This window comes from Kitasatospora sp. NPDC018058, from assembly GCF_044327205.1.
Taxonomy (GTDB): domain Bacteria; phylum Actinomycetota; class Actinomycetes; order Streptomycetales; family Streptomycetaceae; genus Kitasatospora.
In genome coordinates, this window is the sequence record NZ_JBIRFA010000053.1 from 1 (window position 1) to 14,433 (window position 14,433).

The 14,433-nt window shown below is 72.2% G+C and carries 14 protein-coding genes and 1 pseudogene; 5 read left to right on the forward strand and 10 right to left on the reverse strand.

Annotated elements, in window-relative coordinates; all coding sequences use genetic code 11:
* The 4 genes and pseudogenes from ACH4E7_RS39535 to ACH4E7_RS39550 all read right to left on the reverse strand — a co-directional run.
* Nucleotides 1-716 (reverse strand): annotated as a pseudogene (locus tag ACH4E7_RS39535) (hypothetical protein); the annotation flags it as partial.
* Between the two features lie 53 nt (nt 717-769).
* A complete protein-coding gene (locus ACH4E7_RS39540) occupies nt 770-1,252 on the reverse strand; it encodes a hypothetical protein (RefSeq protein ID WP_396254044.1) in 483 nt (160 codons plus the stop codon).
* 556 nt (nt 1,253-1,808) lie between these two features.
* On the reverse strand, nt 1,809-2,093 hold the full coding sequence (locus ACH4E7_RS39545) for a hypothetical protein (RefSeq protein WP_396254045.1): 285 nt from the start codon (nt 2,091-2,093) through the stop codon (nt 1,809-1,811).
* Nucleotides 2,084-2,227 carry a hypothetical protein gene (locus tag ACH4E7_RS39550; RefSeq protein WP_396254046.1) on the reverse strand — a complete coding sequence of 48 codons (144 nt, stop codon included), beginning with the start codon at nt 2,225-2,227 and terminating at the stop codon, nt 2,084-2,086. The genes ACH4E7_RS39545 and ACH4E7_RS39550 overlap by 10 nt, the downstream gene beginning before the upstream one ends.
* Nucleotides 2,228-2,567: 340 nt before the next feature.
* On the opposite strand from ACH4E7_RS39550, the gene ACH4E7_RS39555 reads away from it, so the two are divergent.
* A complete protein-coding gene (locus tag ACH4E7_RS39555; RefSeq protein WP_396254087.1) occupies nt 2,568-2,909 on the forward strand; it encodes a hypothetical protein in 342 nt (113 codons plus the stop codon).
* 143 nt (nt 2,910-3,052) lie between these two features.
* Here the strand turns inward: ACH4E7_RS39555 and ACH4E7_RS39560 are convergent, their stop codons facing one another.
* Nucleotides 3,053-3,682, reverse strand: coding sequence for a TetR/AcrR family transcriptional regulator (locus tag ACH4E7_RS39560; protein ID WP_396254047.1), 630 nt, complete (start codon nt 3,680-3,682; stop codon nt 3,053-3,055).
* A 63-nt stretch (nt 3,683-3,745) separates the two neighbouring features.
* Between ACH4E7_RS39560 and ACH4E7_RS39565 the strand changes: the two genes are divergently transcribed.
* From ACH4E7_RS39565 to ACH4E7_RS39575, 3 genes are all read left to right on the forward strand, one after another.
* Nucleotides 3,746-4,228 carry an SRPBCC family protein gene (locus ACH4E7_RS39565; RefSeq protein ID WP_396254048.1) on the forward strand — a complete coding sequence of 161 codons (483 nt, stop codon included), beginning with the start codon at nt 3,746-3,748 and terminating at the stop codon, nt 4,226-4,228.
* A gap of 233 nt (nt 4,229-4,461) precedes the next feature.
* Complete coding sequence (locus ACH4E7_RS39570; RefSeq protein WP_396254049.1) at nt 4,462-5,448, forward strand: LuxR C-terminal-related transcriptional regulator; 987 nt, start codon at nt 4,462-4,464, stop codon at nt 5,446-5,448.
* 266 nt (nt 5,449-5,714) lie between these two features.
* Nucleotides 5,715-5,930, forward strand: coding sequence for a transposase (locus ACH4E7_RS39575; RefSeq protein ID WP_396254088.1), 216 nt, complete (start codon nt 5,715-5,717; stop codon nt 5,928-5,930).
* A gap of 271 nt (nt 5,931-6,201) precedes the next feature.
* On the opposite strand, the gene ACH4E7_RS39580 is transcribed toward ACH4E7_RS39575, so the two are convergent.
* From ACH4E7_RS39580 to ACH4E7_RS39600, 5 genes are all read right to left on the reverse strand, one after another.
* Complete coding sequence (locus tag ACH4E7_RS39580) at nt 6,202-6,915, reverse strand: hypothetical protein (RefSeq protein ID WP_396254050.1); 714 nt, start codon at nt 6,913-6,915, stop codon at nt 6,202-6,204.
* A 53-nt stretch (nt 6,916-6,968) separates the two neighbouring features.
* The gene (gene lexA, locus ACH4E7_RS39585; protein ID WP_396254051.1) at nt 6,969-7,655 is read right to left on the reverse strand and encodes a transcriptional repressor LexA; all 687 of its coding nucleotides are present in this window, start codon (nt 7,653-7,655) and stop codon (nt 6,969-6,971) included.
* Nucleotides 7,656-7,767: 112 nt separating this feature from the next.
* Nucleotides 7,768-11,049, reverse strand: a complete 3,282-nt coding sequence (locus tag ACH4E7_RS39590) for an error-prone DNA polymerase (protein WP_396254052.1) — start codon at nt 11,047-11,049, stop codon at nt 7,768-7,770.
* Between the two features lie 52 nt (nt 11,050-11,101).
* Nucleotides 11,102-12,643, reverse strand: a complete 1,542-nt coding sequence (locus ACH4E7_RS39595) for a DNA polymerase Y family protein (RefSeq protein ID WP_396254053.1) — start codon at nt 12,641-12,643, stop codon at nt 11,102-11,104.
* A gap of 1 nt (nt 12,644) precedes the next feature.
* On the reverse strand, nt 12,645-13,331 hold the full coding sequence (locus tag ACH4E7_RS39600; protein WP_396254054.1) for a hypothetical protein: 687 nt from the start codon (nt 13,329-13,331) through the stop codon (nt 12,645-12,647).
* Between the two features lie 162 nt (nt 13,332-13,493).
* Between ACH4E7_RS39600 and ACH4E7_RS39605 the strand changes: the two genes are divergently transcribed.
* Nucleotides 13,494-14,405 carry a DNA-3-methyladenine glycosylase family protein gene (locus ACH4E7_RS39605; RefSeq protein ID WP_396254055.1) on the forward strand — a complete coding sequence of 304 codons (912 nt, stop codon included), beginning with the start codon at nt 13,494-13,496 and terminating at the stop codon, nt 14,403-14,405.
* The last annotated feature ends 28 nt before the right edge of the window (nt 14,406-14,433 follow it).

Consider the following 14,433-nt stretch of genomic DNA (forward strand, 5'->3'; position numbering starts at 1 on the left):
GGAACATCGTTGGCCATGCCGTAGCGGTTGGAGCCGAACACGCCGCCCGACTGGTTGGCCTCGTAGAACACCTGGTCACCCGGCCGGTACACACCTATCCCGGTCGGCCCCGAGTCGACGATCTTGTTGTAGCGGTACGCGGTGTAGCTGCTCATCGGGTGGGACGAGAGCGTGGAAGCGTTGAGGTCGCCGTCCGTGTTGTAGTTCGTCCGGACCCTCCGGTTGCTCTCCTGGTAGTAGTTGAAGGTGCCCGCGCCCTTGTCGCGCCAGCCGGCGAAGATGACCACGTGCTCGGCGCTGTTGAGGATGTCGCCGGGCTGGAGGTCCGAGTTGTTGATGGCGGTCGCGTAGGAGGGGAGGCCGCCGGTGTTCGGGCTTTCGGGCAATTCCCACGCCATGGAGACGTATCCGGAGCAGTCCTGGCGGTAGCGGCCGCCGGTCTGGGAGTCGGACCACCAGCTGTACGGCGCCTGGAGTCCGTTGGTGCTGTAGGGGACGGCCTGGTTCACCCAGTCCTGGGCGCGGGCCAGTACCTGGCTGCGGGTGACCTTGCCGCCCGGGGCGGCGTTGTTGCCCAGCGAACCGGTCGACGACGCCGCTATGTACGTGGACTGGACGCTGTCGGCGTGAGCCGGAGTGGAGGCGAGCACCGCGGACGCGACGCTGGCGGCGACCAGGACGCCGGCCAGGCGCGAGGACGACTTCTTGAGATGCATGGACGTGTTCCTTCGGTAGATGGTGCAGAGGTGAAAGGTGGGGTGGTGCGGGTTCAGTGCCGGACCCCGAGCGCGGCGAGAGCCGCCAGCACCGACGGATCGGTGCCGGTGTCGTACGCCGGGGCGGGACGCTCCTGGAGTTCGTCGAACTGGAAAAGCGTGAGGACGGCGCCCTGCTGGAGCGCGTAGAGGTGGTTGGTCTGCCGCTCGGGGGCCGAGATGCCGCCGACGCCCGTCCAGGTCCTGGACCATGACGTGCCGTCGGCGGTGACTGCGGTGCGGGTCACGGTCGCGTCCTGGGCCACGCCCTGGCGGGCCTGGAGCTGTCGAGAGGCCGTCTGGCAGGCGTCCATGTCAGCGAGGAGCTGCTGGTAGGCGGCGTGCGCGGCCTCGGGCCCCGAGAAGGAGAACAGCTGCTGCCCCGCAGGGTTCTGAGCCGCGCTGAGGTAGCCCTGCTCCTGCCAGGTGGTGGCGCCGGTGACGCTCGCGCACTCGTTGAGGGTGATCTTCCGGCCGTGCACGTCCTGGCTGCTCAACGGCCCGTCGGGCTTCCATCCGAGTTTCGGTGCCATGGGCAGTTGCGCCAGGCCGGCCGGTTGGACGGCGGGGGCGAGGGCAGCGCCCGGGTCCCCCTTGGCCGGAGCCGGGGCCACCGGCTTCGCAACGGCCGGTGGCGTCGCCGCGGCCGATGCACTCCCCGTTGCCGGTGCAGACTCGGGCCGGCCAGCGGGGCTCGCTTCGACGACCGTAGCCGTCGGGGTCGGCGAGGGCTCCGGTGCAGTCGCCGAAGTATCAACTCCGCTGCCCATAGGAGGCGTTGCACCGACAGACGCGGTGGCGGCGTGAGCACCCGAGCTCGACGCGGCAGCTGTGGCCGTGCCGGTGTCGGCCGCACCACAACCCGTCACCACGGCCGCGGTGCAGAGGGCCAGGACCGCCGACACGGCGGTGAAGGTCGATCGTCGAGTGCGTCCGGGCATGACGGCTCCCGTGGAATGAGAAGGGCGGGAAGGAAGAAGAGGCGGCCAGATGCATGGCGATTACGTTCGCAAGACATGGCGGGCGGATACGCCTGGAGTCCAGGGCGAGGGATCAGCGGCGGTCCAGGGCGAAGCCGTGCGAGGAGAGCGGTCCGCTCACGCGGTCGATCAGTGCCTGCACCTGGGCCAGCATGGTGGCCTCGGAGGTGGCCTGGACGAAGAAGTAGAGCTCCAGCCTCTGCCCGGCCGGCATGACGGTGAGGTGCTCAAGTCCCTCGGACGGCCTGGCGTGAGCCCAGATCAGGTCCTCGACGAGCGGTCCGGCCGGTTCGGCGGGCGGGTTGGCGTGCGATGGCTCCAGGCGGGCCATGACGACCCGGATTGCGCTCAGTCCCACCCGATGACCTGTGAGGACACGACGGAGACGGCCCGGACGCCGGCATCGGTCGCGGCGGAGGCGGCCGGGACGGCGGCGAACAGGAGCAGAGCGGCGAGGGCAGCGGTGGCGATCGAGGAAGCAGTGCGGAGCACAGGGGTCCCCCAGAGAAGTCGATGGTGAGGTGGGTCGATGCGACCCTTTGCGGCCCGGGCTGGGGAGTTGTTCTCCTCGCCGTCCCGGTGATCACCATCCTGCTGGTCCGGCCCGCCCCGGGGAACGGTTTCGGGCTGTCACCAATGGGCCGGGCCGCTTGATGACACCTCCCTGTTGGCGATTATGATCGCCAATGGGGAGGCTCGCCGACACCGACTTGGAACTGGGTGTCGGCGTACTCGGTGAAGTGGCCCTGGCAAGATTTCCGTGAAGCCGAGGAGTGCGACCGTGCGCCGGTGACGATCCGTCACATCTTCAGGCCTGCACGCCGCGGAGCGGCTGAACCGGTTGGTCGCACGCTGCCAGGAGTTGGACCACACTCACGACCTGGTGCGTCAGTTCGCCGCCATGCTCGATGCCCGCGACGCCAGCGGACTCCCGGACTGGCTCGGGAAGCTCACGGCCTCCCGCCTCCCGGCGCTGGCCAGCTTTGCCAAGGCCATCCGCGAGGACCAGGCCGCGGTCGTGCAGGGCATCACCACCCCGTTCAACTCCGGCGTCAACGAGGGCCGCATTACCGACGTCAAACTCCAGAAGCGAATCATGGCCGGCCGCGCCGGAGTGCCGCTGCTTCGCCACCGCGTGATCCTCATAGCCCAACTCCGACGACGCCGCCCGTGACGGAGCGTCACCGGCGCACGGTCGCACTCCCCGGCTTCACGGAAATCTTGCCAGGGCCGGTGAAGTGCTCAGGTAAGTACGGATGAACGTGCTCAGTCGTCAGACGACTCTGTGGCCCGCTCGATGGCCATGGGGGCAGTTCTTCAGTCTGTGGCTGGAGCCGCTGGCGCAGACGCCGACGCCGTAGGAAGCGAGCCGAGCAGTGCGGCGGTGCACTCCTCGGCGAGGTCCTCGGCGTGGGCGGGGAGGGGCTCGCCGGCCCGGAGGTGGCGGCGGACCAGCGAGAGGGGCAGGTCGACCACGGCGAGCGCGACTCGCTCGGTGGCCTGGTGGCCTTCGGCGCCCAGGGCAGTGGCGAGGGAGGCGAGGGAGGCGCGCACGCGCTGGTCGCCGCGGTCCGCCCGCTGGAGGTGTTCCTCGGGCCAGTCGGCGCGCCCGAAGTCCTCGGCGCCGTAGAGGAGGAGAGCGGCCTCCTGCGGGTGGGCGCGGCTCCAGGCGACGACATGGCGTGCCGCCGCACACCCCGCCTGCCGCGCGTCGACGCCTGCTTCGAGGGCCTTGAAGTAGCCCTCCTGGAAGCTCTCTACCGTCCGCAGCCACACCTCGGCGAGCAGCGCGGCCCGTCCGGCGAACCGGTGGTACACCGAACCGCTCGGGGCGCCCACCTCCGTGGCGACCGCGGACATCGTCACCGCGGCCGGGCCCCCTGCGGCGGCCAGTCGCACGGCGGCGTCGAGGAGTTGCTTCACATCGAAGCGGGGTGGTCTTGCCATGAACTAGAGAGTACTCTCCACAATATTAGAGATGCACCTCTAAAAAGAACCCGAGGAGGACGCATGGGCGTCTACAACGTGCACGAGCGCCTGCTGGCCGCGAAGCGGAGCGAGGTGGGCGCGCTGATAGACACCCTGGCGAGCAGTGACGACAAGCTACGGCCGCAGGGCAGCTGGCCGTCGATGGCGTTCGACCGTCCCCTGGCGGTCGGAGCGGCCGGCGGGCACGGCCCGGTCCGCTACACCGTCGCCGCACATGTCCCCTCGCAATGGGTGCGCTTCACCTTCAGCGGGCCGCGCGGCTTCCACGGATTCCACGAATACGCCGCCCTGGCCGTCGACGAGGAGCACACGCTACTGCGCCACACCCTCGCCATGGCCGCCCGCGGCCCGGCGCGCCTCACCTGGCCGCTCATCTTCCGCCCCCTCCATGACGCCTGCCTGGAGGACAGCCTGGACCGCGCCGAACTGGCCTGTTCGGGCGCGGTGACCCGCCCGGCTCGTTGGAGCCGCTACGTACGGCTGCTGCGCGGCCTCATGCGCTGACCACCGGGCACGCGCGCTCACGTCCAGACCGCACCACAGAGGGTCGACACAGGCGTGAGCGCGCTCCAAGGGTCGCGGGCAGCCCGAGGCGCAGTATTCAGTACATCAAGAAGTGAGTACGTTCATCCGTACGTGGCTGGGCACGTTCACGGCCCTGGCAAGATTTCCGTGAAGTTCACGGAAATCTTGCCAGGGCCACGTTCACCCGTACGCCGACACTGGGGGGATGCACAGTGCTGGAAGCGTTCGGGTTGGACACCCGCACGGAGGCTGTCTACCGGGAGATGCTGGAGGGGACGCCCGGTGGTGTCGCCGAACTGGCGGCACGGGTCGGAACGACCGAGTCTGGGGTGCGAGAAGTGCTTGACCAGTTGGTCGAGCTCGGCCTGCTGACCCCGTCCCGGGAGGTCGTGGGCGGGCTCCGCGCCGTCAGCCTGGAGGCGGGGCTGGCACACCTGCTGCGCCGGCAGGAGGAGGAACTGGCCAGGCGTCACCATGCCCTTGCGGTCGGCAAGGCCGCCGCGGCCCGTGCCATGGCCGAGTACTCAGCCATACGCCCCGAGACCGACCAAGACGGCAGCGAACGCCTCGTCGGCCTCGACGTCATCCAGGGCCGCCTGGAGATCCTCACCCGGCGGCTCCGCGAGGAGTGCCTGTCGATCATCCCGGGCGGCGCCCAGTCCGAGGCGAGCCTGGAGGCTTCACGACCTCTGGACGAGCAGGCCCTGAACCGGCAGGTGCGGATGTGCGCCGTCTACCAGGACAGCGCCCGCAACGACCCGGCGACGCTCGCCTACGCCCAGTGGACCACCGAACGGGGTGGGGAGGTCCGCACCAGCCCCGTCCTGCCCTCTCGCCTCCTGATCTTCGACCGGACCACGGCCCTCGTCCCGATCGACCCGGACAACTCGCGCCTGGGCGCCCTGTGTACCACCTCCCCGGGCATCGTGGCCACGCTGGTCGCACTCTTCGAGCAGACCTGGGAGGCGGCCGTTCCGCTGGGCGCGGCGCGCGGGCAGGCGTCGGAGGACGGGGTCAGTTCGGGAGAGCAGGAGTTGCTGAGGCTCTTGGCGTCGGGGATGACGGACGAGGCCGCGGGCAAGCGGCTGGGTGTTTCGATGCGCACGGTGCGGCGGCAGATGGCGGCCCTGATGGAACGGCTCCAGGCCACGAGCAGGTTCGAGGCGGGCCTGAAGGCGGCCCGGTGTGGCTGGCTGTGAGCCGACGCCAGCCCATCCGAGCCGCGAGCTACTCTGGGTGGGCTGGCATCAAGGGCCCGTCACGTGAGCCGGCGGGCGTCACGGAGTCGCTGTTCGTAGGTGGCGTCGACGGCGAGCAGGAGGAGGGAGGGCGGCGGCGAGGGGGCCCAGCGCGGGAGGACCGAGGATCTGGACGACGGTTGGGATGAGTTCGTGCCCGGCAAGAACGGGGGACACTCCCGCGCGCTGGCCGAGTCGCAGACCGATCTGCCGCCCATCATCGTCCGCTGCCGGACGAGCGCCGCACCGACGTCGTCCAGGTCTTCCCGAATGGCGACGCGCTGCTGCGGCTGGTCACCGCCGTGCTCTTCGAGCTCCACGCCGAATGGATCGCCTTCCCCCGCCGCTACTTGCCCGAAGGCAGCATGGACCAGTTCTACCCCACCAAGCTCCCCGAAAGCGCCCCCGCACTACCCAACACCACCAACACGCCCGCCGATTGATCGGCTACACCATGAAGGGGGACACGACTGCGGCGCGGGGCGCCGGAGCGCGGCCAGGGCGCGGGAGTGAGCAGTCGTCCCTGGGCGAGCACGACGCGGGCAGCCGGGCAGACGGTCGTGGTAGCGAGGGCTGTGACGGCGTCAACGAGGGCGCACTCGTCGGCGGTCAGCAGGTCGGCAGGCACACGTCGAGTGTCCGCCCGATCCGTGGGGGCAGCCCATTGACGGGGCGACGGAGTGATTTCAGCCAAGAACTCGACACCTGTCGGCGTCACAGGGCCAGTGCGGCGAAGGCCGCGTCGAGGAAACCGTCCGGCAGACCCGTTCCCCTCCAGGTCCAGTCGGACGCACTCACCGCCTCGGCGGCTTCCTCAACAGCCCATCCGGCGCTCGCGGGGTCTTCTGCGGGCAGGCCCAGCGCGACCACCGCCCAGGACGCCAGCGCCTCGACCCCCAGGTACTGCCACCACTCGGCGTCATCCCACCCCCGGCGTTCGGTGGCCTTGTTCGTCCAGGCCGTGCGGAAAAGCAAGGCGAGCGCGGAGCGCGGATCGCCTGCGGAGGCCTCAACGGCGCACCGCACAGTCCGCAGGTGCTCCAGCTCCGCGGCCCAGGGATGCATCGCGAAGAATTCCAGGTTGCGGCGAAGGGTTGGCCGGAACGCCCGTCCCCGGCCACGGTTCCAGCGCTCGGCCGGTGTCCACAGACCGCCCGGGCCATCACCCAGCCGTGCCGCTTGGGCCTGTGCCGCGACATCGCCGAGCACCGCGTCGCGCCAGCCGAGCCCGTACGCCCTCTGAGCGGCGACGATCGCGTGGATCTGCCCGTCCGTGGCCGGCGCGTCGAGAAGCGCGTCGTCGCAGCCGTCCCACAGCACGGCGAGCGCCCCGGTCACCGCCTCCGTGCAGCGCGCGTGCAGATCACCCACGGGTACATGGGTCCAGGGCAGCAGCGCCAGATAGGTCCTGTCCCACAACTCCCGCATGGATATATCCTCCGACATGGTCCTGTCCTCGTCCACGGCTGCCGTCCGGGCCCTCAGAGGCGGCGCAGCACGGCGACGACTTTGCCAAGGATGGTGGCGTTGTCGCCGTTGATCGGCTCGTACGCCGGGTTGTGGGGCATCAGCCAGACCTGGCCGTCCTCGCGCTTGAGGCGCTTGACGGTGGCTTCGCCGTCGATCATGGCGGCCACGATGTCGCCGTTCTCGGCGATGGGCTGGCGGCGCACGACGACGGTATCGCCGTCGCAGATGGCCGCCTCGATCATCGAGTCGCCGCGCACGGTGAGCGCGAACAGCTCGCCCTCGCCGACCAGTTGGCGGGGCAGCGCGAAGACGTCCTCGACCGTCTGCTCGGCCAGGATCGGACCGCCGGCGGCGATCCTACCCACCAGCGGCACGGGGACAGGGACGCCGGTGCTTCCGGTGCTGTCGGCAGGTACGGCCTGGCGGTCGGCCCACACGCGGTAGGCGCGGGGCCGGTGCGGGTCGCGATACAGGAAGCCCTTGCGCTCCAGGGCCTTCACCTGGTGGGCGACCGAGGAGGTGCTGGTCAGGCCGACGGCCTCGCCGATCTCGCGCATGGACGGCGGGTAGCCGCGACGCTGGACGGAGTCGCGGATGACCTCGATCACCCGGCGCTGGCGCTCGGTGAGGCCCTCGGCGTCGGTGCGCACGCCCGGGGGCCGGCCACTACGGGCGCGGGTTGTCGTGGTGTCGGCCATGGTGCCCTCTCGATCGTGCGGGTGTTGACTGTATCCGGCGTCCTGCGGGTCCGTCACTGGGCTTTCGGGTTCGCTGACCTGCCCGGATGCCCGCTCGGGGGTGCGCGCCGTGTCATCGGAAGTCCCGGCTGCGGGCGCCGGGGGCGAGGGTGAGCGGGACGAGGCGGGTGGCGACGAGGTTGACGGCGCCGTCGCGGCGTTCGGCCGTGCCGTGGACCAGCAGGCCGGCTGACTGCAGGGCGGCCCGGCGCTGGCGCTCCCATATGTGCGGCTGGCAGATCACGTTGACCAGGCCTGTTTCGTCTTCGAGGCTGAGGAAGAGCACGCCGCCAGCCGTCGGCGGGCGCTGGCGGTGGGTGACGAGTCCGCCGACAGCGACGGGCGTGCCGGGGGCGGCGCCGGTCTTGAACGCATCCGCGGTCAGGGCGCCGCAGCGCTCCAGGTGGGCGCGGGCGTGCTGGACGGGGTGGGCGGTCGCGGAGGTGCCGGTGGCCCACAGGTCGGCGATGGTCTCCTCGACTGCCGTCATCGGCGCGAGGTCGGGGGCGGCGAGGGCGGGGGCGGTGCCCGGGAGCATGGCGGCGCTGGTGCGGGCGAGCAGTCCGGCGGACCACAGGGCCTGGCGGCGGTTCAGGCCGAGACTGGCGAAGGCGCCAGCGGTGGCGAGCGCTTCGAGGGCGGGTTCGGGCAGGTCGGTGCGGCGGGCGAAGTCCTCCAGGTCCGTGTACGGCTGGCCGGCGGCGATCGTCTCGGCCTGCTCGTCGCCGAGCCCGCGGACGGCCGCCAATCCGAGGCGGATCGCGGGCCCGGCTTCTCCCCCGTTGCCGGGCGGTGCGAGTTCGAGGGTGGGCCGGGCCCGGCTGTGGTTGATGTCGGCGGGCAGCACGGTGACGCCGTGGCGACGCGCGTCCTGGATCAGCGTCAAGGGGCTGTAGAAGCCCATCGGCTGGTTGGCAAGCAGCGCGCAGGTGAAGGCGGCCGGGAAGTGGCACTTGAGCCAGGCACTCGCGTACACCAGCAGGGCGAACGAGGCTGCGTGGCTCTCCGGGAAGCCGTACCCGGAGAAGGCGTCGATCTTGGCGTAGACGTCCTCCGCGACATCCTGGGGGATGCCTCGCTCGGCCATCCCGGCGAGGAGACGCTCGCGCAGCTCGGCGACCCGTTCGTGGGAGCGCTTGGCGCCCATGGCCTGGCGCAGCTTGTCGGCTTCGGTGGGGGTGAATCCGGCGCAGTCGATGGCCAGTTGCATCATCTGCTCCTGGAACAGCGGGACGCCGAGAGTCTTGGCAAGGGCGCGCTCCATCAGCGGGTGCGGGATAACCGCGGGTTCGCGGCCGTTGCGGCGGTTGATGTAGGGGTGGACGGATCCGCCCTGGATGGGGCCGGGGCGGATGAGGGCGACCTGGACCACGAGGTCGTAGAAGGCCCGGGGCCTGAGTCTGGGCAGGGCCGAGGCCTGCGCGCGGGATTCGACCTGGAACAGGCCGATGCTGTCGGCGCGGCAGAGCATCGCGTACACGTCGGGGTCGTCGGGCGGAATGGTGGCGAGATCGAGGCGGCGGCCGTGGTGTTGGGCGATCAGGTCGCAGGCGTCGTGCAGGGCGGAGAGCATGCCGAGCCCGAGCAAGTCGATCTTGACGAGCCCGGCTTCGGCGCAGCCCTCCTTGTCCCACTGCAGGACGCTGCGGCCGGGCATGGTGGCCCACTCGGTGGGGCAGGTCTCGCTGATGGGTTCGCGGGTGAGGACCATGCCGCCGGAGTGGATGCCGAGGTGGCGGGGCAGGCCGCGCAGCTGGGTCGCGAGGTCGCGTACGTCCGCCGGGACCGGGGCCTCGGGGGGTGGCATGTCCCGCCAGCCGGTCTCCCGGCTGAAGCGGTCGAGGTCGCCGGGTGCATAGCCGAGGGCTCGGGCGGCGTCGCGGATGCTCATCCGAGGCTGGTAGGTGATCAGGTTGGCGACCTGGGCGGCGTGGTCGCGGCCGTAGCGCTCGTAGACGTACTGAATGGCCTCCTCGCGGCGCCGGTGCTCGATGTCGAGGTCGATGTCCGGTGGCCCGTCCCGCTCGGGTGACAAGAAGCGCTCGAAGAGCAGGCCGTAGTGGATCGGGTCGACCGAGGTGATCCCGAGGGCGTAGCAGACGGCGGAGTTGGCGGCCGAGCCGCGGCCCTGGCACCAGATGTCGGCGGTGCGGCAGAAGTCGACGATGTCGTGGACGATCAGGAAGTAGCCGGCGAGGTCGAGTTGCTCGATGACGTCGAGCTCGTAGGCGATCTGGCGGTGCGCCTTGGTGTTGGCGGGGGCGAAGCGGCCGGTGGCGGCTTGCAGGGTGAGGTGGCGTAGCCAGCTGGCTTCGGTGTGGCCGCCCGGGACGGGGTAGCCGGGCAGGCGGGGGGTGATGTCGCGGAAGTCGACTGTGCAGGCGCGGGCGAGGTCGACGGTGTTCTGCTGGACGCCGGGCCAGGGGGCGAGGCGGTGGGCCATCTCGGAGGGGGAGCGCAGGTGCGCGGTGCCGGCCGCGGCGAGGTAGGGCTCGGCTTCGGCCAGGGAGCGGGACTGGCGCAGTGCGGCGAGGGTCTGGGCGAGGCGGGCCTGGGCGGGGGAGGCGTGGTGGGCGGCGGTGGTGGCCACCAGGGTGAGGCCGGTGCGGTGGGCGAGGTCGGCGAGGGCGGTGTTGCGGTCGTCGTCGCCGGGCAGGTGGTGGTCGGTCAGCTCCACGTACACGTTCTCGCGGCCGAAGCGCTCGGTGAGGGAGCGCAGCTCGCGCTCGGCGCCGGTCGGTCCCTCGGTTTCCAGGGCGCGGCGTACGGCGCCTTTGCGGCAGCCGGTCAGGATGGCCCACTGGTTGTTGTGGGTGTCGGCGAGGCGGTCGGTGTCGTAGCGGGGGCGTCGTTTGCCCTGGCCGGCGAGGTGGGCGTCGCCGATGGTCTTGGAGAGGCGGCGGTAGCCGTCGGGGCTGCGGGCGAGGACGAGCAGGTGCTCGCCGTCCTGGTCGGGGACGCCGGTGGGGGCGGTGGTGGCCTCCAGGGTCAGCTCGGCGCCGAACACGGTGCGAAGGCCTGCGGCGCGGGCTGCGGTGGCGAGCGCGGGGGCGGCGTAGAGGCCGTCGTGGTCGGTGACGGCGAGGGTCTCGGTGCCGAGGCGGGCGGCTTCGGTGACCAGGTCGGCCGGGTCGCTGGCGCCGTCGAGGAAGCTGTAGGAGGAGTGGACGTGCAGCTCAGCCCAGGCCTGCCCGGCACCGCTGTCCTGGCACTTGGTCGGGGCGGTGTCCTTGTCCGGGGGCGTCTTGGCGGGGAACGGCACGACCGTGCGATCGCCGTCGGCTGCGGGGGTGCTGGCGAGGCGGCGGTGCAGCTCGCGCCAAGGGGTGTGCGGGTGGCTGGTGAACGAGGCCATGACGCTGGATCCGAGAGTGCAGGTGGGTGAGCGGGTGGCTGGTTGCCCGGGGTCAGGTGTCGTAGTCGCCTTCGACGTTCCATCGCCCGGCGGTGACGGCCAGCAGTAAAGCCCGGCCGTCGTGGGTGACGACCTGCATCCGCGCGGTGCGCCGCGTCTGCTCGGGGTCCCACCAGCGTTCCTGCTCCGGCCACGGCCCGGCCCAGGCCGCCACCTCGGCGCTGTCGCCGGGCAGCACGAGGCGCGCCGGGGCGCCGCTGACCTCCGCTCGGGCGGTGACCTGGACGTCGTGGCCGTCGGCGTCCAGCAGTCGCACCGGCCGGGGCGTGTCGGGCACGTGGGTGGGCGACGGCCCGGGCAGCTGCCCGGGCCAGGGGCCGTCCGCCCGGCGCTCCTGGTGGGCATCACCCCAGGGGGTGCGCACCACGCGGTCGCCGGGGGCGCGGCCGCCGGCCAGCTCGGCGGTGGCCGGAGCCGCGTGGCCCAGGATCGCCTGCACCCGGGCCACCGCCCGCTCCGCCCGCGCGGTGGCCTCCTGGTCGCCGTCCTCCAGGGAGAGCTGGCGGCCCGGGTCGCGTACCAGGCCGTCGGGCACAAGGCGCAGGGCCACCACGCCGCCCGCCCGCTCGTCGAACACCGGACGCCTCTGCCAGGCCTGCAGCTGCCAGCGGACACGCTCGGTCACCGCCCCCACCGACAGCACGCCCTCGTGTCGCCAGGCCCGGGAGGCGGTGGTGCCATCAGCACACTCGACCTCGATCTCCACCCGCTCGCATGCCAGCCCCGCCCCGGCCAGGCCCGCGTGCAGCCGCTCCGCCAGGCCCCTGGCAGCGAACACCAGCGGCTCCGCCAGCAGGAAGGGCTGCTCGAACCGGTCCTCGACCGCCAGATCGGTGCCCGGCGGCCGCGCTATGACCGGCCGTGCTTCGAGCCCGCGTGCCAGCCGGTGCGCGAGCGTCCCGCCGGCGCCGAAGCGGTCCGCCACGTTGGAGGGCGGCAGCGCGGCGAACTGGCCGAGCGTCGTGATCCCCAGTCGCAGGAGCAGGCCGGCCAGGCGGGCGTCGGCAAGCTCGGCCACCGGGTGTGCGGCCAGGAACCGGGCGCTGTCCCCCACCGGGATGATCCGCTCGGCCCGCGCGGCCAGCTGCGCGGCGAACAGCCCGTCCGCGATCCCGACCCGGCAGGGGTGCCCGGTCGCCTCGACCGCGTCGACGATCCGCTCGGCCAGGACGTCCTCCCCGCCGTGGAAGCGCGCCGCGCCCGCCGCCGCGACCGCCAGCAGCCCAGGGCGCACGACCTCCAGGTGCGCGGCGAGTGCGCCGACCGCATCGGCGACCGGCTCGAACGCCGCCGCCTCGGCGTCGGCGTCGCGCTCGAACACCTCCAGCCCCTCCACCAGGGCCTGCGCGGAGCGCGCCTTCTGCCCGCGCCGCACCCCCGCCGCCCGCGCACCATCGGTCGCCGCCACGATCCGGCCGCGCTCGACGACCGCCGCCAGCCGCTGCGGCTCCGGCTCGCCGCCGAGCACCGCGACCACCGGCCAGTCGGGCACCCACCCGACCAGCACCCGCGGCACACTCTCACGGCCCGGCACCTCAGACCACCACCAGCGAACCGCGCCCGGCGGCCACCGGCCGCACCGGCGCCTCGGACACCAGGACCGGCGCCTCGGCCGAACGGACCGCGCCCTGCTCATCCGGCAACCACAGCCCGACCCGGCGCTCACGCGCCGCCGCACCACGACCGCCGGCCACCACGACCATCCGCCGCGCCCGAAGCCGACCCCGCCCCGCCCCCAACCCGCTCCACACCCGCGACTCCACCCGCAACCGCACCCGCGCCCCCGGCCACTCCCCCGCCACCACCACCGCACACCCGCTGCGCCGCGCCACCGTGGCCAGCCGCTCACGCAGCAAACCGGACGACGCCGCGCCGCCCAGCAGCAGGACCCCGACACCATCCGCCAGCGCCAGGGCCACATCCGCCTGCCTCTCGCGCGGGGCCTCGACCACGACCAGGCGGCGCAGGTCGACGCCAAGCTCGGCCGCCGCCAGCAACCCCAGCCCCTCGAACCCCACCGCCGCGCACCACGTGCCCGCGGACGTGGCGGCGGCCGCGAGAGCGAGCAGCAGCGCGGTGCCGCCGCCGGTCACCGACACCACCGCGCCCGGGCGCAGCCCCCGCTCCGGCAGCAGCTCCTCCAGCGCGGGCAGCACCGGCACCAGCGGCCCGGGGCGGGACAGCTGGAGCTGGGGGGCGAGCGCGGCCAGAGTTGCTTCCACAGTCCCAGAATCGAGCATTCGTTCGAAAATGGGAAGTCCAAACGAAATCGGTCACCCGTTCGAACCAGTTGCATCACTGCAGGTCACGGCCCAGAGAATGGGCTACGCTCGGCGCGCCAGACCCCCACCTCCCCCGTGTCCCTGAGAGAGGAGCCGAACGCCATGGAGCCGCTCCACCGCACCTGGCGGCCGGACTACCCCCTCGACCTTTCCGGGACCCTGGCCCCACTGCACCGGGGTACCGGGGACCCCGTCTCCGCATGGGGCCCGGACGGGATGTGGCGCACCTTCCGCACCCCATACGGGACCGGCACCCTGCACGTCACCGCCCGGCCAGCCGACGGCGAGGTCGTCGCCACCGCATGGGGCGCGGGCGCCGACTGGCTCCTGGAACGGCTGCCCGTCCTGCTCGGCGCGAACGACACCCCCCAGCAGCTCGTCCTCGCGCCCGGACCACTGCGCGAGGCGCAGCGCCGCAACCCCGGGCTGCGCCTGCCGGCCACCGGACTCGTCCTCGACTCCCTGATCCCGGTAGTACTGGAGCAGAAGGTCACGGTCACCGAGGCGCGACGCGCCTGGAGGTTCCTCGTGCACCGCTACGGCGAGCCCGCCCCCGGCCCCCGGTCGGATCTGCGCGTCGCCCCTTCCGCCCGGCAGTGGGCCCTGATCCCGTCATGGGACTGGCATCGCGCGGGTGTCGACAGCAAGCGCGCCGACACGATCCAGCGCACGGTACGGCTCGCACCCCGGCTCGAAGAGGCATCGGCAATGACCAGCGCAGACGCCCACGCGCGGCTGATGACCGTGCCCGGCATCGGCATCTGGACCGCCGCCGAGACCCTCCAGCGCTCCAACGGCGACCCCGACGCCGTCTCAGTCGGTGACTACCACCTCGCCAACCACATCGGGCACTTCTTCACCGGACGCGCCCGCAGCACCGACGAGCAGATGCTCGAACTCCTCGCCTCCTACACGGGCCAGCGCCACCGCGTCTGCAAACTCGCCTTCCTCGCCGGCGCCCGCGCCCCACGATTCGGCCCCAGACTCGCCCCCAACGACCACCGCCGCCGGTGAGGAATCCGCTCGCGCGCCCCGGACTGCA

Bases quoted from the DNA above. Each gene is read 5' to 3' on its own strand.
- ACH4E7_RS39565 (WP_396254048.1), top strand. From the start codon at position 3,746: ATGGGCGTCTACAACGTGCACGAGCGCCTGCTGGCCGCGAAGCGGAGC.
- ACH4E7_RS39605 (WP_396254055.1), top strand. From the start codon at position 13,494: ATGGAGCCGCTCCACCGCACCTGGCGGCCGGACTACCCCCTCGACCTT.
- ACH4E7_RS39590 (WP_396254052.1), bottom strand. From the start codon at position 11,049: ATGGCCTCGTTCACCAGCCACCCGCACACCCCTTGGCGCGAGCTGCAC.
- ACH4E7_RS39580 (WP_396254050.1), bottom strand. From the start codon at position 6,915: ATGCGGGAGTTGTGGGACAGGACCTATCTGGCGCTGCTGCCCTGGACC.
- ACH4E7_RS39560 (WP_396254047.1), bottom strand. From the start codon at position 3,682: ATGGCAAGACCACCCCGCTTCGATGTGAAGCAACTCCTCGACGCCGCC.
- lexA (WP_396254051.1), bottom strand. From the start codon at position 7,655: ATGGCCGACACCACGACAACCCGCGCCCGTAGTGGCCGGCCCCCGGGC.